Source organism: Streptomyces canus 299MFChir4.1 (genome assembly GCF_000383615.1).
GTDB classification, from domain to species: Bacteria; Actinomycetota; Actinomycetes; order Streptomycetales; family Streptomycetaceae; genus Streptomyces; species Streptomyces canus_C.
In genome coordinates this window covers 184,473-206,743 of sequence record NZ_KB911588.1, presented here as the reverse complement: position 1 = coordinate 206,743, position 22,271 = coordinate 184,473, and the positions used below count along the sequence as shown (strand labels likewise).

17 protein-coding genes and 4 pseudogenes are annotated in these 22,271 nt (G+C 71.0%); 9 read left to right on the top strand and 12 right to left on the bottom strand.

Features of this window, described 5'->3' with window-relative positions:
* Positions 1–26 precede the first annotated feature (26 nt).
* Positions 27–853: pseudogene (locus H293_RS52775) on the bottom strand (dioxygenase family protein).
* Between the two features lie 120 nt (positions 854–973).
* Here H293_RS52775 and H293_RS0118830 point away from each other — a divergent pair.
* Positions 974–1,450 (top strand): SseB family protein, encoded by a 477-nt coding sequence (locus H293_RS0118830; RefSeq protein WP_020119415.1) that lies wholly within the window; start codon positions 974–976, stop codon positions 1,448–1,450.
* Positions 1,451–1,495: 45 nt separating this feature from the next.
* Here the strand turns inward: H293_RS0118830 and H293_RS0118825 are convergent, their stop codons facing one another.
* Entirely contained in the window at positions 1,496–2,233 is a 738-nt protein-coding gene (locus H293_RS0118825) for a TetR/AcrR family transcriptional regulator C-terminal domain-containing protein (protein ID WP_020119414.1), read from the bottom strand.
* A gap of 144 nt (positions 2,234–2,377) precedes the next feature.
* Between H293_RS0118825 and H293_RS0118820 the strand changes: the two genes are divergently transcribed.
* Positions 2,378–3,868, top strand: a complete 1,491-nt coding sequence (locus H293_RS0118820; RefSeq protein WP_020119413.1) for an MFS transporter — start codon at positions 2,378–2,380, stop codon at positions 3,866–3,868.
* A 118-nt stretch (positions 3,869–3,986) separates the two neighbouring features.
* Positions 3,987–4,958 (top strand): pirin family protein, encoded by a 972-nt coding sequence (locus H293_RS0118815; protein ID WP_028807985.1) that lies wholly within the window; start codon positions 3,987–3,989, stop codon positions 4,956–4,958.
* A 79-nt stretch (positions 4,959–5,037) separates the two neighbouring features.
* On the opposite strand, the gene H293_RS61425 is transcribed toward H293_RS0118815, so the two are convergent.
* Positions 5,038–5,292: a hypothetical protein gene (locus tag H293_RS61425; RefSeq protein ID WP_020119411.1), complete on the bottom strand. Its 255-nt coding sequence runs from the start codon at positions 5,290–5,292 to the stop codon at positions 5,038–5,040.
* 310 nt (positions 5,293–5,602) lie between these two features.
* Positions 5,603–5,809 (bottom strand): annotated as a pseudogene (locus H293_RS61420) (BRO family protein); the annotation flags it as partial.
* Here H293_RS61420 and H293_RS61415 point away from each other — a divergent pair.
* Entirely contained in the window at positions 5,766–5,933 is a 168-nt protein-coding gene (locus H293_RS61415; RefSeq protein WP_020119409.1) for a hypothetical protein, read from the top strand. The pseudogene H293_RS61420 and the gene H293_RS61415 sit on opposite strands and share 44 nt — an antisense overlap.
* A 101-nt stretch (positions 5,934–6,034) precedes the next feature.
* Here the strand turns inward: H293_RS61415 and H293_RS0118795 are convergent, their stop codons facing one another.
* Entirely contained in the window at positions 6,035–8,182 is a 2,148-nt protein-coding gene (locus H293_RS0118795; protein WP_028807984.1) for a SpoIIE family protein phosphatase, read from the bottom strand.
* A gap of 144 nt (positions 8,183–8,326) precedes the next feature.
* Here H293_RS0118795 and aspS point away from each other — a divergent pair, with 144 nt between their 5' ends.
* From aspS to H293_RS0118780, 3 genes and pseudogenes are all read left to right on the top strand, one after another.
* Positions 8,327–10,090, top strand: a complete 1,764-nt coding sequence (gene aspS / locus H293_RS0118790) for an aspartate--tRNA ligase (RefSeq protein WP_020119407.1) — start codon at positions 8,327–8,329, stop codon at positions 10,088–10,090.
* Between the two features lie 128 nt (positions 10,091–10,218).
* Complete coding sequence (locus tag H293_RS0118785) at positions 10,219–11,142, top strand: intradiol ring-cleavage dioxygenase (RefSeq protein WP_020119406.1); 924 nt, start codon at positions 10,219–10,221, stop codon at positions 11,140–11,142.
* 128 nt (positions 11,143–11,270) lie between these two features.
* Positions 11,271–11,435, top strand: a pseudogene (locus tag H293_RS0118780) (pectate lyase family protein); the annotation flags it as partial.
* A 1-nt stretch (position 11,436) separates the two neighbouring features.
* Here the strand turns inward: H293_RS0118780 and H293_RS0118775 are convergent.
* The 6 genes and pseudogenes from H293_RS0118775 to H293_RS0118740 form a co-directional block, all read right to left on the bottom strand.
* Complete coding sequence (locus H293_RS0118775) at positions 11,437–11,913, bottom strand: hypothetical protein (RefSeq protein ID WP_020119404.1); 477 nt, start codon at positions 11,911–11,913, stop codon at positions 11,437–11,439.
* A 77-nt stretch (positions 11,914–11,990) separates the two neighbouring features.
* The gene (gene metG, locus H293_RS0118770) at positions 11,991–13,706 is read right to left on the bottom strand and encodes a methionine--tRNA ligase (protein WP_020119403.1); all 1,716 of its coding nucleotides are present in this window, start codon (positions 13,704–13,706) and stop codon (positions 11,991–11,993) included.
* Positions 13,707–13,848: 142 nt separating this feature from the next.
* A complete protein-coding gene (locus tag H293_RS0118765) occupies positions 13,849–15,480 on the bottom strand; it encodes a VWA domain-containing protein (protein WP_020119402.1) in 1,632 nt (543 codons plus the stop codon).
* Positions 15,481–15,794: 314 nt separating this feature from the next.
* Positions 15,795–17,739 (bottom strand): annotated as a pseudogene (locus tag H293_RS52765) (FUSC family protein).
* Positions 17,740–17,761: 22 nt separating this feature from the next.
* Complete coding sequence (locus H293_RS0118745; protein ID WP_020119400.1) at positions 17,762–18,709, bottom strand: endonuclease/exonuclease/phosphatase family protein; 948 nt, start codon at positions 18,707–18,709, stop codon at positions 17,762–17,764.
* A 10-nt stretch (positions 18,710–18,719) separates the two neighbouring features.
* A complete protein-coding gene (locus H293_RS0118740; protein WP_020119399.1) occupies positions 18,720–19,469 on the bottom strand; it encodes an alpha/beta fold hydrolase in 750 nt (249 codons plus the stop codon).
* A 92-nt stretch (positions 19,470–19,561) separates the two neighbouring features.
* Here H293_RS0118740 and H293_RS0118735 point away from each other — a divergent pair, with 92 nt between their 5' ends.
* The gene (locus H293_RS0118735) at positions 19,562–20,890 is read left to right on the top strand and encodes an aminotransferase-like domain-containing protein (protein WP_020119398.1); all 1,329 of its coding nucleotides are present in this window, start codon (positions 19,562–19,564) and stop codon (positions 20,888–20,890) included.
* Here the strand turns inward: H293_RS0118735 and H293_RS0118730 are convergent.
* Positions 20,799–21,629, bottom strand: coding sequence for a hypothetical protein (locus H293_RS0118730; protein WP_020119397.1), 831 nt, complete (start codon positions 21,627–21,629; stop codon positions 20,799–20,801). The two genes, H293_RS0118735 and H293_RS0118730, sit on opposite strands and share 92 nt — an antisense overlap.
* 115 nt (positions 21,630–21,744) lie before the next feature.
* On the opposite strand from H293_RS0118730, the gene H293_RS0118725 reads away from it, so the two are divergent.
* The gene (locus tag H293_RS0118725) at positions 21,745–22,269 is read left to right on the top strand and encodes a hypothetical protein (protein ID WP_020119396.1); all 525 of its coding nucleotides are present in this window, start codon (positions 21,745–21,747) and stop codon (positions 22,267–22,269) included.
* Positions 22,270–22,271: the final 2 nt, after the last annotated feature.

Here is a 22,271-nt window from a genome sequence, read left to right as displayed (position 1 = left end):
ACCCCGAACCGGCCATCTGTGACGGTTCACACCGCGATGGTCAGCGTGGCGTTGTACCCCTCCTCCACGCTTCCCCTCACCGTCGCGAGCTGCTGGTCGTGGCCGTCGCGGAAGACGCTGTCCGACTCCAGCGAGAGCCGGCCGAGGTGGTCCACGCTCCGCTCGTAGCCCGCGGTCGCGTACACCGTCTCGCAGACGTCCTTCGGCAGCGCGAGCTGCGAGGTGTTCGTGATCGCGGTGGCCCTCGTCGCGTCCCGGAGACTGCCGTAGACCTCGAAGTGGATGTGCGGCCAGCGGCCGGTGTAGCAGCCGGGAAAGACACTGGTGAAGGTGTTTCCCCCCGCTCGTCGGTCTCCTGGACCCCGCGCAGGTAGTTCTCGTCGGCGACCCCCTCGGTGTACAGGGAGTAGCCGCCCTCCCGGTCGCAGTGCCAGACGTAGACGGCCGCGCCCTTCCTCGGGGTCCCGCAGCCGGAGGCCGCGTCCACCACGGTGAGCGTGAAGGCCAGGGGGACGCCCTCGGCGGTGCCGCCCGCCGAGTCGCCGAAGCTCCCGGTGATGTCGCTGCGGACGACCCCGCTCTCCTTCAGCACGTTCACGCCGTTCGCGCCGTCGCCCGGGTAAGGGCCCGCGGTCTCCGCGGGAACGCCGGCGCAGTCGGCCGCGGGGTCCGCCGCGGAAGAAGGGGTGCCCTCGGCGGTGCAGCCCGCCAGGGCCGCCAGGCCCGCCCCCACCGCGGCCCCCGCCCCCGCTCCCGCCAGGAGCCGGATCATCCGTCGGCGGGCGAGCATGGGAAGGTCGTAGGAGAGCCCTCGGTCGTGCTCGTGGACCTCGTCGTCGCCGTGTCTGCGCATGAACCGACGCTACGAGCGGCAGACGCCGCAACCCAGGGCCGGCGGCTGTCGGGTCGCTGTCGGTTTCCCGGGTGCCGGTAGCCGCCCGCGGCGCCCGCCCCCCTCGGTACGCTTACGCCCATGTACGGCTACGACCAGAACGCTGGTGCCCAGCAGCAGTACGGCGTCCCGCCACAGCAGCCCATGGCCGGCGGTGTGGGCGGGTACGGCCAGCAGCCGCCGCTGTACCCCGAGCCGTCCCCGCCCTCCCTCGCGGACGCGGTGCGTGCCTTCACCACCGGACAGATGTCGGCGGAGGACTTCCAGCAGGTCTTCGCCACGTCCAAGGTCTACTGCCCGCGCGGCGACAACCCCGGGTTCCTCGCCCTGCACAACACCCAGCAGCCGGTGATCCCCATGTTCACCACGCTCAAGGAACTGCGGCGGTACGCGGGCAAGGAGTCCAAGTACTTCGTCATCACCGGCGCGGAGGTCCTCGACCTGCTGCCGACGGGCTACGGCTTCGTTCTCGACATGGAGGGGGAGCACCGGATCGTCTTCGACGCGAAGGCCGTGGAGCAGATGGTCGAGTTCGCGATGCGCAGGATGTACGGCTAGCGCGTGCCCGGGCGGCCGAGGCGCTCCGCGATCACCGCGTCGCCGTCAGGATCCCGGCGCTTCCAGGCGCAGTGACAGGCCGTCCAGGACGATCTCCAGGGCGGCCTCGAATTTGGCCTCCCTCAGGGCCGCCGGGTCCGTCGTGACCGCCTCCTCGGTCTCGGCGTAGCCCTGGGCCAGATGGCTGTGGGGCGCCGTGGCCTGCTGCACCGCGGGGAGAAGGCGGGCGATGAGGCCCGACTCGGAGTCGCCGGAGCGGCTGACCGTGGTGAGCCAGGCGGCCTCCGTGGTGCTCATGCCGATCACGTACGACAGCACCGCGTCGATCGCCGTGCCGGGATCCGGGAACCCGGCGGCCGTGAACAGGGCCGCCAGCCGCTCCGAGTAGGACATGAGGTTGGGGCCCAGGTAGGCCAGGCCCGCCTGGCCGAGGACCGGCGGCAGCCACGGGTGCCGCAGGGCCGTCGTACGGAAGGAGCGGGCCGCCTCCGAGACGGCCGCCCGCCAGTCGGCGCCGTCGGCCGACGGGACGTGGATCTCCGCGGCGACCTCGTCCACCGCCAGCTCCATCAGCTCGTCCTTCGTGGCGACGTGCCGGTAGAGGGAGGCCGCACCGGCGTTCAGTCGGGTGGCCAGCTTGCGCATGCTCAGCGCTTCGACCCCCTCCGCGTCCAGCATCACGATCGCCTCGCGCACGATCGCGGCACGGCTGAGCGCCGGCTGGTCGGGCTCCCGTTGCGGGCGGGCCCAGACGGAGGGGATGGGGGTCGGCCTCGTCGCCATCGGTACTCCTGATCTTGTGGCCCGACCTGCTGCGTACGACGTTCGCGCCCAGCGTACAACAAGCAGCGCTTGCGTACGTCGTTCCGTTCTGCGTACAGTGTTCGCATCGAGGGAACGGTGTCACGAAGCCGGAGGGGAACCGCCATGAACACCCTGGAAGTCCGCAACCCACGCCGCTGGTGGATCCTGGTCGTGCTCTGCCTGAGCAGCCTGGTACTCGTCGTCGACAGCATGGCGCTCACCGTCGCGGTACCGGTCATGAGCGAGGAGATCGGAGCCGGCGCCCAGGACACCCAGTGGATCCTGGACTCCTACATCCTGGTCTTCGCCGGCCTGCTGCTCACCTCGGGCAGCCTCGGCGACCGGTTCGGCCGCCGCAAGGTGATGCTGATCGGACTCCTGCTCTTCGGGGCCGCCTCACTGGCCGCGATCTGGTGCACCACCCCCGGCGAGTTGATAGGCGTCCGCGTCGCGATGGGCGTCGGCGGCGCGCTGATCATGCCGTCCACACTCTCCATCCTCATCACCGTCTTCGACGAGGACGAGCGCGGCAGGGCGATGGCGGCCTGGAGCTCGGTCGCGATGCTCGGCCTGGTCGGCAGCCCGGTGCTCGGCGGCCTCCTGATCGACCACTTCTCCTGGCAGTCGATCTTCCTCCTCAACGTGCCGGTCGTCGCCCTCGCGATCATCGCCGGCCTGACCCTGATGCCGGAGTCGAAAGCGCCCTGGCAGAAGGCCGACCCGCTGGGCGCGGTGCTGTCGGCCGCCGGGATGACCGCCCTGGTCTGGTGGATCATCGAGCTCCCGCAGCACGGCATGTGGACCGCAGCCCTCCCCGTGGCCCTCGTCTCCCTGACCGGCTTCGTCATCTGGGAGAACCGCACCACGTCCCCCATGGTCCCGCTGGACCTCTTCAAGCACCGCAACTTCAGCGGCGGTTCGCTCTCCCTGGCCCTGGTCCAGACGGGCAACGGCGGACTGCTGCTCGTCCTCACCCAGTACCTCCAGTTCGTGCTCGGCTACTCACCGGTCAAGGCGGGCCTGGCCTTCCTGCCGCTTGCGGTCACGGCCCTGGTGGGCAACGGCGTGGGGGCCAAGCTCGCCGCCAAGTACGGCAACCGGTGGGTGATCCTCGCGGGCATGCTGGTGATGGTCGCCTGCTTCGCCCTGCTGACCACGGTCTCGGCGGACTCCGGCTTCACCGTCCCGGCGGTCGCGCTCGGCCTGCTCGGTCTCGGCGCGGGCCTGGCGATGCCCGCCGCGGTGGCGGCCCTGATGGGCACCATCCCCGAGGACAAGGCGGGCGTCGGCTCGGCGCTGAACGACACCGTCCAGCAGGCCGGCACCGCACTGGGCATCGCGATCCTCGGTTCGCTCCTGTCGAGCGGCTTCGCGGACCGGATGCCCGAGGGGACGCCAGAGCAGGCGAGGCACTCGATAGCCGGAGCGGTAGCCCTGAAGGACCCGGCGCTGGCGGCGGCGGCCCGCGAGGCCTTCACCGCCTCCATGTCGACGACCTTCACGGTCAGCGCGATCGGCGTCCTGGCGGCGGCGCTGCTGGCGACGCTGGTGATGCGTGCGGACCGGCCCGCACCGGAGAAGATCGCCGATCGGGAACCGGAGCTCGCCGCCTGACCTCTTCAGGGGGAGCGAGGTCTTGGAAGCCTGGAGGGAATGCCCTCCGGGCTTCTGCCGTTAGAGGTGGCAGAAAGTTCAATGCTCAACTAAACTCGTTCCACAAGGAGGTACCGACATGCCTGCAGTGACTGTCGACAACCCGCTGACCCTGCCGCGCGTGACCGCGACGGCGGAAGCGGTGGCCCGTCCCGTCCTCGGCGTGACGACCGCGCCGAGTGGCTTCGAGGGCGAGGGATTCCCGGTGCGCAGGGCGTTCGCCGGGATCCATTACCGCCACCTTGATCCGTTCATCATGATGGATCAGATGGGCGAGGTGGACTATGCGCCGGGCGAACCGAAGGGGACGCCCTGGCACCCGCACCGCGGCTTCGAGACCGTCACGTACATCATCGACGGGATCTTCGACCACCAGGATTCGCAGGGCGGTGGCGGCACCATCACCAACGGCGACACCCAGTGGATGACGGCCGGCTCGGGTCTTCTCCACATCGAGGCGCCGCCGGAGGCCCTCGTCATGTCCGGCGGCCTTTTCCACGGCCTCCAGCTGTGGGTGAACCTGCCTGCCAAGGACAAGATGATGGCACCGCGGTACCAGGACATCCGGGGCGGCAACGTGCAGCTGCTGTCGACGCCGGACGGTGGCGCGCTGCTCCGTGTCATCGCCGGTGAGCTGGACGGTCACCAGGGCCCCGGTGTCACCCACACCCCGATCACGATGATCCACGCGACGGTGGCGCCCGGTGCCGAAATCACTCTTCCGTGGCGCGAGGACTTCAACGGTCTGGCGTACGTGCTGGCGGGTCGCGGTTCGGTGGGGGCGGAGCGCCGGCCGATCCACCTGGGTCAGACCGCGGTGTTCGGCGCCGGTGGCTCCCTGACGGTCCGCGCGGACGAGAAGCAGGACTCTCACACCCCGGACATGGAGGTCGTCCTGCTGGGCGGCCGCCCGATCCGTGAACCGATGGCCCACTACGGCCCGTTCGTCATGAACACCCGTGAGGAACTCCAGCAGGCGTTCGACGACTTCCAGAAGGGACGGCTGGGGACGATCCCGGCCGTGCACGGAATGACTGAGGGCGGGCTGTAAGTCCGGTACGGTACGACGCAGGCCCGAAGCCGCAATCTAGTTTTGCGGCTTCGGGCCTGTCTACGTAGGTGCTACCGCGCTACGGCAGCACGTAGAACGGTGCGCCGTCCGGAGCCCGGCCCACCTGCCGGACGCACCCGTGCTCGGACAGCAACTCCAAGGAGTCGCGGACACGGTCGGGCGTCAGCCCGGTGCACACGGCGATCTCCTCCACGCTGTAGTCGGCCCCGCCATGCAGCAGTACCGGCGCCAGATGGGCGGCCACCCTGTGGATGTCCTCGGTGACGACCAGGTTCCTGGTCTTCCAGTTGATCAGGAGTTGCTCGGGCGTCAACTCCGGTGCCTGGACGGGCCGGGACCGGTCGCCGGAGGGTCTGGGCGATGTCCCGCAGCACCTCGACGATGGCGGTCTGGCTGTTGTTGATCTGCCGGAGCAAGTCGTCTGTCCGGATGCTCCGTTGTTCCAGCCCGACGAGGGCGTCGGCGACCTGCTGGGGCATGACGTAGGCCGTGCAGCCGGCGGGGGCGGGTTGTACGACGGCCGGTTCCAGGGAGTAGGAGCCGTCGCGCTGGATGGTGGCGATGACTTCGGAGACCCATACCTTGAACGGCTGGGACTCGGGCTTCGTGCAGCCGTTGACCAATCGGATCAGGCCTTCGAGATTGACCAGGTTCATGTCTCGTCGCCACTCTCGACCTGCGGGGATGTCGAGAGTGTGCCTCTGAAGCACACTCTCAGCACTGGCGAAGTTGACAGTGTCGGCGACGTTCCGCAGTGCGGATCCGACGTGCATGTAGCCCAGGTTCTTGCACACGTCCACCGCCGGGAACCAGTGCGTCCCGTCCGGCATGGTCAGTCTCCGCACCCGCGCCCCCGTCGCCGCGAAGACGAAGTCGTTGATGTCGATCGCGTCCTGGTGCTGTTCCGTGCTGTTCTGCTCGTCCATCGAGCATCACCTCCGCTCCGGAAGCTAGGCACCGTCGGTTCCAACTGATGTCCGAAGGATGGCCGTTCACCCGATATAGCGAAAGAAGTATCGATTCAGTCGCTGTTCTTGATCGCGCGGTGGGAGGCGCTACCCGCCGCCGTCCCCACCCGAGGACTCGTACAGCTCGAACCAGATGCTCTTGCCCTCGCCCTGGGGGTCGACCCCCCACGTGTCCGCCAGTAGTTCGATCAGCATCAGGCCGCGGCCCGAGGAGGCCAGTTCGCCGGGGCGGCGTTTGTGGGGGAGGTCGTCGCTGGTGTCGGTGACCTCGATCCGCATCCGACGCTCGCCCGTCTCGCCGCGGACATCCGCGAGCAGCAGCGCGTCCGCGTCGGTGTGGACGAGGACGTTCGTCAGTGTCTCGGAGAGCAGCAGGACCGCGGAGTCGACCTGGTCGGCGGAGGGCCAGTCGTGCAGCAGTTCGCGGAGTTGCTGGCGGGCGACCGCGACCCGTTCGGGTTCCGCCTGGGCCACCGAGAGCATCGTGCGGCGGACCGTGGGCCGTGCGGCGGCCGGGTCGCCGCCCTCTCCCTCCCGGTGCAGGAGCAGGATCGCTATGTCGTCCTCGCGGCGGTCGGCGAGGGGCCCGGTGGTGTGGTGGGAGGAGGGGCCGTGGACGGCCTGGATCAGGGCGTCGGCGAGTTCCTCCAGGTCGCCGTCGTGGGTCTCCAGGATGGTGCGGATGCGCTTCCAGCCGGTCTCGAAGTCGTGGCCGCCGGTCTCGATCAGCCCGTCCGTGCACAGCATCAGCGTCTCGCCGGGCTCCAGGGTGATCCGGGTGGTGGGGTAGTCGGCGTCCGGGTCGATGCCGAGCGGGAGACCGCCCTGCGTGCGGCGGGCCAGGACCGTGCCGTCGGCCATGCGGATCGCCGGGTCGGGATGCCCGGCCCGCGCCACCTCCAGGACGCCGGTCACCGGGTCGGCCTCGACGTACAGGCAGGTCGCGAAGCGCATGTCGGAGGGGTCGTCGACGCCGTACGCCATGCCGTTGAGGAAGCGTGAGGCGCGGGAGAGGACCGCGTCGGGGCGGTGGCCCTCGGCGGCGTAGGCGCGCAGGGCGATGCGGAGCTGGCCCATCAGGCCCGCCGCCCGCACGTCATGGCCCTGGACGTCCCCGATGACCAGGGCGAACCGCCCTTGCCCCGAGTTCGTCCGGGAGGTGCCGCCGGGCAGCGGGATCATGTCGTACCAGTCGCCGCCGACCTGGAGGCCGCCGCCGGTGGGGACGTAGCGGGCGGCGACGGTCATGCCCGGTATCTCCGGGCCCAGGGTGGGGAGCATCGAGCGCTGGAGGCCGTCGGTCAGCTCGCGTTCCGACTCGGCGAGGCCCGCGCGGGACAGGGCCTGGGCCAGCATGCGGGCCACCGTCGTGAGCACCGAACGCTCGTCCGGGGTGAACGCGACCGGGTAGGCGAAGCCCGCCATCCACGCGCCCATCGTGCGGCCGGCCACGGTCAGGGGCAGGAACGCCCAGGACTGGCGGTCGAAGCGCTGGGCGAGCGGCCAGGTGACCGGGTAGCGGGAGCGGTAGGCCTCGGGGCTGGAGAGATAGACGGCGCGGCCGGTGCGCACGACCTCGGCGGCCGGGTAGTCCGTCTCCAGGGACATGTGGGAGAAGGGGCTCTCGTCGCCGGGCTGCTGGCCGTGGTGGCCGATGATCGTCAGCCGGTCGCCCTCGACGCCGAAGACGGCCAGGCCGTCGGGGCTGAAGCCGGGCATGGACAGGCCGGCGGCCACGCGCAGCACCTCGGCGGTGGAGCGGGCCTCGGCCAGGGCGCGGCCCGCGTCCAGCAGGAAGGCCTCGCGGGAGCGACGCCAGTCACCGGTGACCGCGGTGCGTCCGGCAGGGGTGCCGGGGGTCGGCTCGGTGACCTCCTGGAGGGTGCCGATGAGCTGGAACGACTTCTTCCGGGCGTCGTACGACGGCTTGGAGCGGCTGCGGACGGTACGGGTCACGTGGCCCCGCTCGTCCATGATCCTGATCCGGACCTCGGCGAGCGTGTCCTCGGCGACGGCGAGTCCGACGACGCTGATGATCTCGTTCCAGTCGACCGGGTGCAGTCGGGCCCGTGCCTGGGCCTCTGTGAGGGTGGTCCGCTCGGCGGGCAGCCCGAGGAGCCGAGCCGCCTCCGCGTCGACGGTGACCAGTTCGGTGGCGGTGTCCCAGTGCCACAGGCCGGTCGCGAGGGCGGTGAGAACCTCCCCCACGGCGGGCAAGGGCTCACCAGTGCGCATTGCCCCACTTTAAGAACAGGAGATCCTGGAGTGCCACTGTTGGCCGAGTCGTAATGGTGGGGAGGCGATCTCGGGGTCCCCGGTAGGCTGGGAGCTGTTTCACGTGAAACACCTCCCCGATCCGCGAAGACTGGATGAACGACGATGCATCGGTACAGGTCCCACACCTGCGGCGAGCTCCGCTCCTCTGACGTCGGCACCGACGTCCGGCTGAGTGGCTGGCTGCACAATCGGCGCGACCTGGGCGGCATCCTGTTCATCGATCTGCGTGACCACTACGGCATCACGCAGCTGGTCGCCCGTCCCGGCACGCCGTCCTACGAGGCCCTCGACAAGCTGACCAAGGAGTCCACGGTCCGCGTCGACGGCAAGGTCGTCTCCCGCGGCACCGAGAACGTCAACCCGGACCTGCCCACCGGTGAGGTCGAGGTCGAGGTCGGCGAGGTCGAGCTGCTCGGTGCGGCCGCCCCGCTGCCGTTCACGATCAACACCGAGGACGGGGTCAACGAGGAGCGGCGGCTTGAGTACCGCTTCCTCGACCTGCGCCGCGAGCGCATGCACAAGAACATCATGCTGCGGTCGTCGGTGATCGCCTCGATCCGCTCGAAGATGGTCGCCCTCGGTTTCAACGAGATGGCCACGCCGATCCTGTCCGCGACCTCCCCCGAGGGCGCCCGTGACTTCGTGGTCCCCTCCCGTCTGCACCCGGGCAAGTTCTACGCCCTCCCGCAGGCGCCGCAGCAGTTCAAGCAGCTGCTGATGATCTCCGGCTTCGACCGCTACTTCCAGATCGCGCCCTGCTTCCGTGACGAGGACGCGCGTGCGGACCGTTCGCCGGGCGAGTTCTACCAGCTCGACGTCGAGATGAGCTTCGTCGAGCAGGAGGACGTCTTCCAGCCGATCGAGAAGCTCATGACCGAGCTGTTCGAGGAGTTCGGCAACGGCCGCCATGTCACCTCGCCGTTCCCGCGGATCCCGTTCCGTGAGGCGATGCTGAAGTACGGCTCCGACAAGCCGGACCTGCGGGCCCAGCTGGAGCTCGTCGACATCACCGATGTCTTCGAGGGCTCGGAGTTCAAGGCGTTCGCAGGCAAGCACGTGCGGGCGCTGGCGGTGCCGGACGTCTCCGCGCAGCCGCGGAAGTTCTTCGACCAGCTCGGTGACTTCGCGGTCTCGCAGGGTGCCAGGGGTCTGGCCTGGGTGCGGGTGGCGGAGGACGGTTCGCTGTCCGGCCCGATCGCGAAGTTCCTCACCGAGGAGAACGTCGCCGAGCTGACCAAGCGGCTGTCGCTGGCCGCCGGTCACGCCGTGTTCTTCGGCGCCGGCGAGTTCGACGAGGTCTCGAAGATCATGGGCGCGGTCCGCGTCGAGGCCGCCAAGCGTGCCGGGCACTTCGAGGAGAACGTCTTCCGGTTCTGCTGGATCGTCGACTTCCCGATGTACGAGAAGGACGAGGAGACCGGCGCGATCGACTTCTCGCACAACCCGTTCTCCATGCCCCAGGGCGGTCTGGAGGCCCTGGAGACCCAGGACCCGCTGGACATCCTGGGCTGGCAGTACGACATCGTCTGCAACGGCGTCGAGCTGTCCTCCGGCGCGATCCGGAACCACGAGCCCGAGATCATGCTGAAGGCCTTCGAGATCGCGGGCTACGACCGGGAGACCGTCGAGGAGAAGTTCGCGGGCATGCTGCGCGCGTTCCGCTTCGGCGCCCCGCCGCACGGCGGTATCGCCCCCGGCGTCGACCGCATCGTCATGCTCCTCGCGGACGAGCCCAACATCCGCGAGACCATCTCCTTCCCGCTCAACGGCAACGCCCAGGACCTGATGATGGGCGCGCCGACGGAGCTGGAGGAGGCCCGGCTGAGGGAGCTGCACCTGTCGGTGCGCAAGCCGCAGCCGAAGTAGGCGCCGTCAACCGAAGGGGCCCGAGACCGACGCCGGTCTCGGGCCCCTTCGCATGCGCGGTGCCGCGCACAGCAAGCCACAGTCCGCTCCCATGCTGAGAACAGCCTTCTTACCTACCTTCGCCTTCCATGACGGGAAACCAGCCGAAACACAAGAAGGACCTGACCCGGCGCAAGGTCGTCGTCGCGGGAGCGGGCGCGGCCGTGGCGGTGGGGGCGGCGGGCACCCTCGCCGCGTCGGGGGCCTTCGCGGGCGAGACGAGCACGACCGCCTCCGCGAGCAGCGGCTCCACGGCGTCGGAAGCCTGCTACAGGCTCACCTCGGAGACCACCGAGGGGCCGTACTACATCGACGCGGACAAGATCCGCCAGGACATCACCGAGGACAAGGAGGGCATCCCCCTCACCCTCCGGCTCAAGGTGGTCGACTCCGAGACCTGCAAACCGATCGCGGATGCCGCCGTGGACATCTGGCACTGCGACGCGCTCGGCATCTACTCGGGCTACGAGGCCTCGTCGACCGGCGGGGGCGGCACCGCCCCGACCGACGCGCCCTCGGGCATGCCGAGCGGTACCCCGACGGGTGAACCGCCGTCGGGTGCGCCGAGCGGTGGCACCGGTGGCGGTGTCCACCAGGACCCCACCGACGACGAGCGCTATCTGCGGGGCACCTGGAGGACCGACAAGCACGGCCAGGTCACCTTCAAGACGATCTTCCCCGGCTGGTACCAGGGCCGTTGTGTGCACATCCACACCAAGGTGCACGTCAACGGCGAGTGGACGAAGGCCGGTTACGAGGGCGGCAACACCTGCCACACCGGCCAGTTCTTCTTCGACGAGGAGTCCGTGCTTGCCTCCGCCGAGGCCGAGCCGTACTCCACCAGCACCACCACCCGCACCACGCTCACCGAGGACACGATCTACGACCAGAGCGGCACCACCGGCGGCCTGCTCAAGCTGAAGTACAGCAAGAAGAACATCGCCAGGGGCGTCATCGGTTCGATCACGATGGGCGTCGACCCGGACGCGACGAACGACAACACGACGATGTAGCTCCGCGAACACGGACGAGGGCGCCCGGGACCGTGTGGTCCCGGGCGCCCGCACGCGCGCATCCTCTGTCTCCACAACCTGGTGAGTGCGGGCGCGGGAAAATGCTGCGCACGGCGGCAATCTCCATGAAGGCCTCCAAGCTGCTGTCCGGCGACGGCACGGGCGCGATCGCGAGCTCCGGCAACCTCGTCAACGGCACGACGACCGACCTGGTGGCCGCCTACAACGCCGCCTCCGCGAAGAACCTGCCGGCATCGCTGGCGACGACCACCGGCGCCGGAGTGCTCTCCTAGCTCACGTGTCGTAGGTCCCGTCCCAGGGTTCCGCGAAGGCGAGGCGGTCCGGGTAGAGCTCCGCCCACTGCTCGCCCTCGTCCTCGCGGATCACCAGGCCGAAGCGGACGCCCTCGTGGGTGACGCTGAAGGGACGGATCGCGATGTCCGTGTACGAGCGGCGGGGCAGGCTGCGGAGCAGGGTCGCGCGGTGGACCTGGGCGCGGGTGAGGGGCGAGGCGTCGCCGTCGGGGTCGCGCTGCTGCTCCGCCCACGTCCCGGCACACCAGATGTCCGAGTCGCGGTAATTGCCCTCGGTGTCGAAGGTGTGCAGGACCGAGTAGAGGCGTTTCTGATCTTCCCAGCCCTCCTCGAGGTGGAATCCCTCAGGGAAGGCATAGGTGATCGACGCCAGGAACTGACCCTCCGCATACCGCCCGATCGTCTCGGTGCGGTGCTTCGGCTCGTACGCGACAGGAATGACCCCGGGCACTGCCATGGCGCAAACCATACGGCTTGGCGCGGACACGGCGATGCCCGGGTCGGTATCCGGACGGCCCGGCGACGGCTCCCGGACTACTCCGGGGAGCCGCCGAAGCGCTCCTTGTAGTTCTCCAGGTCCTCGTCCGTCAGCTTGGCGAAGAGGACCGGGGGGACGGTGAAGGCGATGCCGGGGGTGAGGGCGGTGAGGGCGCGGGCCTCGTCGGCGGTGACCCAGGTGGCCGTGTCGGAGGGCAGGGCGAAGGCCTGGCGCATGGCGGCCGAGGTCGCCGGGATGAAGGGTTCCGAGACCACCGCGTACAGGTGGATCAGGTTCATCGCGGTGCGCAGGGTCAGCGCCGCGCCGTCCTTGTCGGTCTTGATCTCCAGCCAGGGGGCCTTCTCCTCCAGGTAGGAGTTGCCCGCCGACCACAGGGCGCGCAGCGCGGCCGCCGCCTTGCGGAACTGGAGCGCCTCCATCTGGGACTCGTACTCGGCGAGGAGGCGGGCGATCTCCTCGCCCAGCTTCGCCTCCGCCTCGCCCGGCTCACCGCCCGCCGGGACCTCCTCGCCGAAGCGCTTCTTCGAGAAGGACAGGACGCGGTTGACGAAGTTGCCGAGGGTGTCGGCCAGGTCCTTGTTCACCGTCGCCGTGAAGTGTTCCCAGGTGAAGGACGAGTCGTCCGACTCCGGGGCGTTGGCGATCAGGAAGTAGCGCCAGTAGTCGGCCGGGAGGATGTCCAGGGCCTGGTCGGTGAAGACGCCCCGCTTCTGGGACGTGGAGAACTTCCCGCCGTAGTACGTCAGCCAGTTGAAGGCCTTGACGTAGTCGACCTTCTTCCACGGCTCGCGCACACCGAGCTCGGTGGCCGGGAACATCACCGTGTGGAAGGGGACGTTGTCCTTCGCCATGAACTCGGTGTAGCGGACATCGGTGTCGACGTCGTACCACCACGACTTCCAGTCCCGGTTCTCCGGGTCCAGGTCCGCCCACTCCTTCGTCGCGCCGATGTACTCGATCGGGGCGTCGAACCAGACGTAGAAGACCTTGCCCTCCGCCGCCAGCTCGGGCCAGGTGTCGGACGGGACCGGCACGCCCCAGTCCAGGTCACGGGTGATGGCGCGGTCGTGCAGGCCCTCGGTCAGCCACTTGCGGGCGATGGAGGAGGCCAGCTGCGGCCAGTCGTCCTCGTGCCGGGAGACCCACTCCTCGACCTCGTGCTGGAGTTTGGACTGGAGGAGGAAGAGGTGCTTGGTCTCGCGGACCTCCAGGTCGGTGGAGCCGGAGATCGCCGAGCGCGGGTTGATCAGGTCGGTGGGGTCCAGGACGCGCGTGCAGTTCTCGCACTGGTCGCCGCGGGCCTTGTCGTAGCCGCAGTGGGGGCAGGTGCCCTCGACATAGCGGTCCGGGAGGAAGCGGCCGTCGGCGGGCGAGTAGACCTGACGGATCGCGCGCTCTTCGATGAAGCCGTTCTCGTTCAGACGGCGGGCGAAGTGCTGGGTGATCTCGACGTTCTGCTCGCTGGAGCTGCGGCCGAAGTAGTCGAAGGCCAGCGCGAAGCCGTCGTAGACCGCCTTCTGCGCGTCGTGTGCCTGCGCGCAGAACTCGGCGACCGGGAGGCCCTGCTCCTTCGCGGCCAGCTCCGCCGGGGTGCCGTGCTCGTCCGTCGCGCAGATGTAGAGGACCTCGTGGCCGCGCTGGCGCAGGTAACGGGAGTAGACGTCCGCCGGGAGCATGGACCCCACCATGTTGCCCAGGTGCTTGATCCCGTTGATGTACGGAAGGGCGCTGGTGATGAGGTGTCGAGCCATCGGGGGCTGCTCCCAGGTTGGTCGTGCGGGTGAGTCGCTTCGCGAGTCTTGAAATCGTATCCGACATGGGTGGGCCGCCCGCTTCCCGTTTTACGGTCTGGGAAGGGGCGGCCCGGTGGTGCGTGGTGGTGATCTTCGGGGGTTACGGGCGCCAGTTCGCCAGGATGCCCTCGTAGATCTCCGTGTCCGTGAGTTCCTTCGGGGTCTCGCCCGCGAGGAAGTGGGACGTGTTGGCGAGCTTGAGCTTGCGGAGGTAGTCGAAGGCCTTGTTCTCCGGGTCACCGAAGGCGACGAAGGAGAAGAAGACGCCGGGGTGGGTCTTCGCCGCCTCCGTGAGGGCCTGGGTGGCGGGGGTCTTCGCGTCCGGGGCGCCGTCGGTCTGGAAGACGACCAGGGCCGGGGTGTCGGGGGAGTTCTTGGTGTGGTGCGCGAGGACTTCCTCGACGGCCGCGTGGTAGCTGGTACGGCCCATGCGGCCGAGGCCGGCGTGGAGTTCGTCGATCTTGTTCTCGTGGTCGGTGAGGGTGAGCTCGCCGGTGCCGTCCAGTTCGGTGGAGAAGAAGACGACGTGCACCTTGGACTCGGGGTCCAGGTGGGCGGCGAGGGCGAGGGTCTGCTCGCCGAGCGCCTGCGCGGAGCCGTCCTTGTAGTACGGGCGCATGCTCGCGGAGCGGTCCAGGACGAGGTAGGTCCTGGCGGTGGTGCCGGTGAGGCTGTGGGTGTCGAGGGTGGTGGCGGCGGCGTCGTAGGCGGTGCGGAGGGTGGGGGGTACGGTCACCGACCGGCCTTCGGCCGGGTCGTCGTTCCCACCCGCACCAGCCGTACCGCTTTCGTCGTCGACCGCGGGCGACCCCTGTGGGGCCTCCTCGCCGTCGGCGGCCGCGGCGACCGGCTCGGGCTCGGGAGTGGCCTTGTCCTCCTCGACCGCCACTGGCTCGGGCTCGGGCTCGGGCTCGATGGCCGGTTCCGGTTCCGGTTCGGGTTCCGGCTCCGGGGTGACCTCGGCCTCGGGTTCGGGCTTCGGTTCCGGGGCGGCCGCCGTCGGCTCCGTCTCCGGCTCGGGTTCCACAGCCTCGACAACCGGGTCCGGGTCCGGGGCCGGCTCGGACTCCGGCTCCGCTACGGCCGCCTCCTCCGCCACCGGCTCCTCAGCGGCTGACTTCTCGGCCACAGGCTCCTGCACAGCTGCCCCGGCCTCTGCCGCGGGCTCTTCCGCCGCCGGGGTCTCGGCCACCGGCTCTTCGGCGTCCGGCGTCTCCGTGACCGCCGCAGGCTCCTCGGCCACCGGTGTTACAGCCACCGGCTCCTCAGCGACCGGCGTCTCCGCGGCCGCCGCAGGCTCTTCCGCCACCGGCGTTTCGGCCACCGGCTCCTCGGCTACCGGCGTCTCCGTGACCGCCACCGGCTCCTCGGCCACCGGCGTCTCCGCAGGCGCCGTCGGCTCTGCCGCGGGCTCCTCTGTCACCGGTGTCTCGGGTGTCGTCTTCTGCCGCGGTGTCGTGGGCTCCGGTGTTTCCGCCGGAGGTGTCTGCTTCGGGACCGCCGCCACCTTGTCGAAGGCGGCCGCGACCAGTTCGTGTTCGGAATCGGTGAGGTGGGTGGACGTGCGGGGCTCGGGGACCGTCGCCGTCGGAGGGACCGGCTCGGACGCCGGGGAGGGAAGCTTCGGTTCCGTCTCCTGCGAAGGAGTCGTCTCCGCACCCTCTGCCTCGGTGGCAGCGCCCTTGCGTGATCGGCCGCCGAACGCGTTCCGCAGGAGAGTGAGAATGCCCATGTGCGCAACCCTTCGCATGAGTTGTAGCCCGTCAATCCCTGGCCAGGACGGACACGTAAGGTTAGCGGCCCCTGATCGCGATCTTGGGCAGGGGCGGGTGACCGGGGCAAGGGGAGTCAAGACCTACTTCCGGACTTCACCCGCGCGGGACGTCAACTCGGCTACGTCCACGGTAGGTGCGCGACGGTGGAGAAGCCGGCGAGCACGTGGCCGGACGGGCCGGGGAAGGTCGTGCGGCCTGCCGTCGTGGCCGTCCGGCGCAGGGACGGCGGCCACATCGGGGTCTAGCGGTACCGGTGCTGCGGTGGGGGCGGCTAGGACGGTTGGGCGACCGCCCTCGCAGCCGCCACCTCCTGCCGCAGTGACTCCAAGACGCTGCCGGCCGGGCCTGTCAGGTCGGTCCTGACCGCGTACAGCACGTCCACGTTCCGCAGGCCGTCCGCCAATTCGCGGAGCTGGAGTACCACCTGCTCCACCTCCGTGGCCGACGGCCGGGCCGCCCCATGCCGTACCCGCGCCCTCGCCGCCGTCGTCGCGTCCACGATGCGCTCCACGGCGACCACCAGGGGCCACCAGGCCGCCGCCCTGCGTCCCATGGGCGGCGGTTCGGTCAGCGCGCGCTGGAACTCCGTGCGGATGACGGACAGGTCGCGGTAGAGGCGGCGGCGCGTGCGCGCTCCCGCCACGGAGTCCCCGAACGCGTCCTCCACATAGGTCGCCGTGTCCGCCACCGCGTCCGCCAGGCGGTCGCCGACCCGGGTGTGCCAGCTGTCCGGCCACAGCAGATAGCCCACGGCCAGGGCGATCCCGCAGCCGATCAGGGAGTCCAGCAGGCGGGGCAGCAGCAGGGCGGTGCCCTGGTGGTTGAGGATGTCCGACAGGAGCAGGATCACGGGGGTGATGGCGGCCGTCTGGTAGCCGTACCCGCGCGGGGTCAGGGCGGGGATCAGCGGGGCCAGCAGCGGCATCGCCGGACGTCCCACCAGCCGCGCGGCACCTGGGAGAGCACCGCCGCCGCGACCACGAGGCCGGCCACCGTGCCCAGGGCCCGCAGCAGGGCCCGCGAGAACACCGAACCGAAGTCCGGCTTCAGCACGAAGGTGATGGTCAGGGCGACCCAGTAGGAGCGGGGCACGGGGATGATCGAGACCAGCGCCTGGGCCAGCCCGATGCACGGGGCCAGTCTCAGGCCGTACCGCCACGACGCCGCCGACAGGGCCACGTTCCGTGCCGCACGGGCCGCCCGGACGCCGAGTGCGGCCGGGCGGCCCAGGCGGTCGTCGATGCCGCGCGGGTCCACGTCCGGTACGGCGACGACCTCGGCCGCGTGCCGCAGGGCGTCGACGGCGCGGGCGGTCTCCGTCACCGGGACCGGCAGGCTCAGCCCGGTCGGTCCCGTGTACCCCGTCTCCACCGCCTGGGCGAGATGGCGGACCGCTGCCGGGATCTCCGGGGCCAGCGGCCTGCCGGACAGGTGGGCCGCGGGGGCCGCCTCCACGACCGGGGTGATCGCGTTCAACTGGGCCAGCAGCCGGGTCAGTTCGGGGCTGCGGCCGTGTGGGGGTCCCCCCGCTCGAGCGAAGCCGAGAGTGGGGGAGGGCGCGGCGGCGAGGACGAGGTCGTACGACTGGTTCAGGGACTGGGTGACGGCGTGCCGTGCTCGTCGTACTCGGCACGACCGCAGGCGGCCATCAGGTCGGCCACCGCCCGGTACGTGCCGGCGACCGCCGCCCGCTCCGGCACCCCGGACCTGAGCGGCCAGGCGAGCAGGGCCAGCAGCAGGACGAGCAGGCCGCCGCCGGTCATCAGCAGCGGGGCGAGCCACCAGGGGCCCGGCATCGGCAGGCCCGCGCCGACCACGGAGTTCAGCAGCAGGAGCAGTCCCGAGACGGAGGCGACCGCGCCGATCGTCGAGATCATCCCGGAGAGGAGGGCGATGCCGGTGACCACCCAGACGGCGAGCCAGCCCTGGCCGTACACCAGCGCGCCGAGGGTGACGCCGACCGCGCCGAACAGCTGGGGTATCGCGATGTTGAGGATGCGCATCCGGTAGGCGTCCGCGGTGTCGCCGATGACTCCGGACAGGGCGCCCATGGAGGCGAGGGCGCCGTACGCCGGCCGGTCGACCGCGAGGCCGATCGCCAGGGGCAGGGTCATCGCGATGGCGGCGCGGGCCACGGCGGGCCGGTTGACGGGTGACGGTTGCGGTTGGAGGTTCCGGACCAGCCAGTCGGGCGGGGTGAGGCCGATGCGGGACATGGGGACATTATGAACAGCCGGGTCAGGTGGGCCCGTGCAGTGTGATGTCCACCAGCAGGGCACGGTGGTCGGTGTCCGCCAGGTCCAGGAAGCGGGCGTCGCCCGCCGAGAAGTCCGCGGACACCAGCACGTGGTCGATCTGCGCGCCGATCGCCGGGGCGGTCCGGGCCGGCCAGGTCGGGGTGCGGCCGGATCCGGCGAGGCGGGCCGCGTCGCGCAGTCCGGTGTCGAGGATCGCGCGGAAGGCCGCGTGGTCCTGGGAGGCGTTGAAGTCACCGGCCAGGACGGTCGGGGGGCGGCTGGCGGCGGCGAAGTCCCTCAGCTTTCCCAACTCCCGGCGCCACACGTCCAGTTGGCCGGGCAGTGGGGGCATCGGGTGCGCGAGTTGCAGCCGTACGGCGTGACCGCGCACGTCGGCGACGGCCCCGGGCATGCCCATGGTGCTGCCCCGGATCCCGGCGGCGGGCTTCAGCGGGAAGCGGCTGAGGACGACGGACCCCGTCGAACCGGAACCCTCCACGGACCGCCGGTACGGATAGCTCTCGGACAGGGACCGTCGCAGGGTGGCCGAGCAGCCGTACTCGCACTCCTCCACGAACACGAGGTCCGGCTTCTGTTCGCGGACGGCGGCGACGAGGGCGTCGGTGGCCCGCCCGAACTCGACGTTCGAGGTCATGACGCGGAAGGAGACGAGCGCCCGCCCGTCCGGCTCGCCGCCCTGACCGTAGGGGGCGATGAACCACGCCAGCAGACCGAGGAGCACGGCCGCCCAGACCGTCCCGGGCCACCAGCGGGCCAGCAGGGCGAGGGTCAGGCCCGCTCCCGCGGGCGCGAGCAGCCAGGGGAGGAAGGCGAGGAGCTGGGGGACGGGGGTGGCACCGTCCGTGTCGGCGAGCCGGCATCCCAGGACCACGCTCACGGCGGCGAAGAGCAGGCCGGCGGTCCAGGTACCGAGTCTTCGGCGGGTCACCGTCCCGAGCCTACGAGCGGGCGTCGACCTTCGCCAGGAACTCCCCCAGCACGGCGTTGAACTCCCCCGCCCGTTCCAGGTTCGGCAGGTGCGCCGCCCCCTCGAAGACATGCAGCCGCGACTGCGGGAGCGCCGCGTGCATGGCCTCGGCGTCGGCGACCGGTGTGTAGGTGTCGTCGGCGCCCACCAGCACCAGCGACGGGACCGTGACCCGGGTGAGCAGGTCGCGGTAGTCGGGGCGGGCGGCGCGGGCGCGCAGGGCGGCCGCCGCGGACGCGGGGCGGGTGGCCGTCATCATGCCGTGGACGTGCGCCTTGACCTCGGGGGAGGCGTACGGCGCGACCATCTTCTCCAGCACCTCGTCGGCGTACCCGCGCATCCCCTCGCGCTCCAGCCGGTCCGCCATGGCGTGCCGGACCCGGACGCCCTCGGGGGTCTCCGCCGCCGGGAAGGTGTCGGCGAGGACCAGGCCCCGGATCCGCCCGGGGAAGCGCCGGTAGCAGTCCATGGCGATCTGGCCGCCCATGGACAGGCCCGCCACCACACAGGCCCGCACGTCGAGTTCGTCCAGCAGTGCCTCGATGTCCTGCGCGAACCGCTCGAAGCGGTCGACCCCGGCGGCGGCCGGTCCCGAGGTGCCGTAGCCGCGCAGGTCCGGGGCGATCACACGGTGGGAGGCGGAGAACGCCTCGATCTGCGGGCGCCACATCGTGTGGTCGAAGGGATGGCCGTGGACCAGGACCAGGGGGATCGCCGTCATGCCGTCGACCCTAGGTCGGCCCAACTTCTCGGTGCAATAAAATCCTTGCCCTCGGTGCAATCGCAGGGCAGCCGCCATCACAGGGGGTCTTCGTGCACGACTACCGGCGCATCGCCGACCGCATAGCCGCCGACATCACCACCGGCCGGCTCCGCCCGGGCGAACGCCTGCCCCCGCAGCGGAAGTTCGCGCGCCGGCACGGAATCGCCGCGTCGACGGCGGAGCGGGCCTACGGCGAACTCGTACGGCGGGGACTGGTCGTCGGCGAGGTCGGACGCGGCACCTTCGTGAAGGCCACCGGGCCCGGGCGGCCCGCTCGGGGACTCGTCGAGGATGTGGGGACGCCCGTCAACCTGGAGCTCAACTACCCGTCCGCGCAGGGCCAGTCCGAGCTGCTCGCCGACGCCCTCGCCCCCCTGCTGCGCCCCGACGTGCTGACCGAGGCGCTCCGCCCGGCCGCCGCCACCGGCACCCCGGCCGCCCGCGAGGCGGCCGCCGCCCTCCTCACCACCCCCGGCTGGCGCCCCGACCCGGCCCGGGTCCTCTTCACGGGCAACGCCCGCCAGTCCGTCGCCGCCGCCCTCGCCTCCCTGGTACGGCCGGGCGGCCGGGTCGGCGTCGAGGAGCTGACCTATCCCTTGGTCAAGGAGATCGCCGCCCGGCTCGGCATCACCCTGGTGCCGCTGGCCACGGACGAGGACGGCCTGCGTCCCGAGTCGGTGGCCGCCGCCCACCGCACGGCTCCCCTGGCGGCCCTCTACGTGCAGCCGACCCTGCACAATCCGACGTCCGTCACCATGAGCGCCGGGCGCAGGCGCCAACTCGCCGCCGTCGTGAGCGACTTGGAGATCCCCGTCGTGGAGGACCGGATCTGGTCGTTCCTCGCGGAGGCCGACGACCCCTTCGCGGTGCACGCCCCCGACCTCACCCATGTCGTCGACGGTCTGTCCAAGCGGGTCGCGCCCGGGCTCACCGTCGGCTTTCTCGTCGTACCGCACCAGCGGGTGGACGAGGTGGCGGACGCGGTCCGTTCCGGTGGGTGGAGTGCGGGGCGGTTCGCGCTGGAGGCGGGGGTGCGGTGGACGGCGGACGGGACCGTGGCGCGGCTGGTCGAGGCGAAGCGGGCGGACGCGGCGCGCAGGCAGCGGGTGCTGGCCGAGTGCCTGGACGGGTTCGCCGTGCGGTCCGATCCGCGCGCGTACTACGCCTGGTGGGAGCTCCCGGTCCCCTGGCGGGCGGACACCTTCACGGCCGCCGCGGCGGCGCTCGGCATCGCGCTCTCGCCCGGCCCTTCCTTCGCCGTCGACCCGCACCGCACCCCGGACGCGGTCAGGCTCGGGCTCGCGTCGGCTGCGGTGCCGGATCTGGAACGGGCCCTGCGGACCCTCGCCGGGCTCGCAGCAAGCCGTACCGACCGGTGAGCCAGCAGGTCAGGGCCACCGCCAGGCCGACGGCCACCAGTAGCCAGGAGACCGTGCGCAAGGTGCCCGTCAGGGCGTCGTAGACGGCGCCCGCGGCCGGACGGCGCACCCGGTCGGGCAGGTCGGTCAGGGTGAGACTGCGGCCGACGGCGACGGCGAGGCCCAGCAGGGCGCCGCCGAGCGCGGTGCCGAGGGCGGTCGCGGTGACGGCGCGGCGGCGGCAGGCGGCGACCGCGATGCCGGCGGCGGCGAGGACGGCGGCCGTGACGGGCAGCCAGAAACCGGCGACTTCGAGCACGTCGTACCCCTTCCGGAGACGGTCGAGTGCGGAGGCCGGGAGCACGGCGACCTCGGTGCGGGGCAGGGGGACCCGGTGCTCCACCCGGGCGGCGATCGGGGCGATGTCGACGGTCACCTCGTGGTGGCCGTCCTCCCGGAGCGCCCGCAACACGGCTTGGTGGACCGCCCTGTTGCCCGCATCCCACACGGTGCCGAAGTCCCGGGTCCGGGTGAGGGAGCGGACGAAGGGCCGTACCGGTTCGCCGACTTCGTCCGCCACCGCGTCCGCGACGCCGTCCCGCACGGCGGGGTCGGCGGCGAGCGGTGCCATCGCTCTGACGTACCGGCCCGTGTCGGCGAGGCCGTACGCCGCCCAGGCCGCCAACGCGCCGAAGGGCACGAGCAGACAGGCCAGGGCGATCAGGACGGCCGACAGGGCGTCACGGACACGGGAGGTCACCCTTCCAGGCAAAACGGTCGCGGGCGGCCGCGCGAGCGGTGGAGCCGGGGATTCCGCCCTCCGGTGGAGGGTTCACCCGAACGGGTGTCTCATGGTGATGGGGAGAAGGAGGCCGATGATGCGCACCACTCCGGCCCTGCGGACCCTGGCCGTGGCCCTGTTCACCGGCGCGACCCTAGCCGTCACGGCGGGCGGCACCTTCGCCGCGGCAGCCCCGCCCACGTACGCCGAAGGCCGTGGCGGCGGTCCGGTCCGGGGCACCATCGTCTCGCGCACCGCGGTCGACGTGCGGGCGGCGCCCACCACGCACTCCGCCGTCGTCGACCGGCTCGCGCCGGGCAGTCAGGACCGGATCGCGTGCATGGTCCGCGGACAGAGCGTCAACGGCAACCCGTACTGGTACTGGTTCACCGGTGCCCGGGGCTGGGTGAGTGCCGAGTTCGTCGACACCGGCCGGCGGTCCGTGCCGACCTGTGCGGACCCGTGCCCGCAGTGGAGGAACGGCGGTTGGGACAACGCCGACCGGAACGACCCGAGCTGGAACTCCGGTTCCGGCTCGTGGGAAGCCTCCGGCTCGTGGGAAGCCTCCGGCTCCGTCTCCTGGAGTTTCTCGGGAACCTGGAGCTGGAGCGTGGGATGAGG

What these genes read in the sequence shown, in the direction of transcription:
- H293_RS0118830 (WP_020119415.1), top strand. Translation starts at nt 974, where the DNA reads ATGTACGGCTACGACCAGAACGCTGGTGCCCAGCAGCAGTACGGCGTC.
- H293_RS0118825 (WP_020119414.1), bottom strand. Translation starts at nt 2,233, where the DNA reads ATGGCGACGAGGCCGACCCCCATCCCCTCCGTCTGGGCCCGCCCGCAA.
- H293_RS0118820 (WP_020119413.1), top strand. Translation starts at nt 2,378, where the DNA reads ATGAACACCCTGGAAGTCCGCAACCCACGCCGCTGGTGGATCCTGGTC.
- H293_RS0118815 (WP_028807985.1), top strand. Translation starts at nt 3,987, where the DNA reads ATGCCTGCAGTGACTGTCGACAACCCGCTGACCCTGCCGCGCGTGACC.
- H293_RS0118795 (WP_028807984.1), bottom strand. Translation starts at nt 8,182, where the DNA reads ATGCGCACTGGTGAGCCCTTGCCCGCCGTGGGGGAGGTTCTCACCGCC.
- aspS (WP_020119407.1), top strand. Translation starts at nt 8,327, where the DNA reads ATGCATCGGTACAGGTCCCACACCTGCGGCGAGCTCCGCTCCTCTGAC.
- H293_RS0118785 (WP_020119406.1), top strand. Translation starts at nt 10,219, where the DNA reads ATGACGGGAAACCAGCCGAAACACAAGAAGGACCTGACCCGGCGCAAG.
- H293_RS0118775 (WP_020119404.1), bottom strand. Translation starts at nt 11,913, where the DNA reads ATGGCAGTGCCCGGGGTCATTCCTGTCGCGTACGAGCCGAAGCACCGC.
- metG (WP_020119403.1), bottom strand. Translation starts at nt 13,706, where the DNA reads ATGGCTCGACACCTCATCACCAGCGCCCTTCCGTACATCAACGGGATC.
- H293_RS0118765 (WP_020119402.1), bottom strand. Translation starts at nt 15,480, where the DNA reads ATGGGCATTCTCACTCTCCTGCGGAACGCGTTCGGCGGCCGATCACGC.
- H293_RS0118740 (WP_020119399.1), bottom strand. Translation starts at nt 19,469, where the DNA reads ATGACGGCGATCCCCCTGGTCCTGGTCCACGGCCATCCCTTCGACCAC.
- H293_RS0118725 (WP_020119396.1), top strand. Translation starts at nt 21,745, where the DNA reads ATGATGCGCACCACTCCGGCCCTGCGGACCCTGGCCGTGGCCCTGTTC.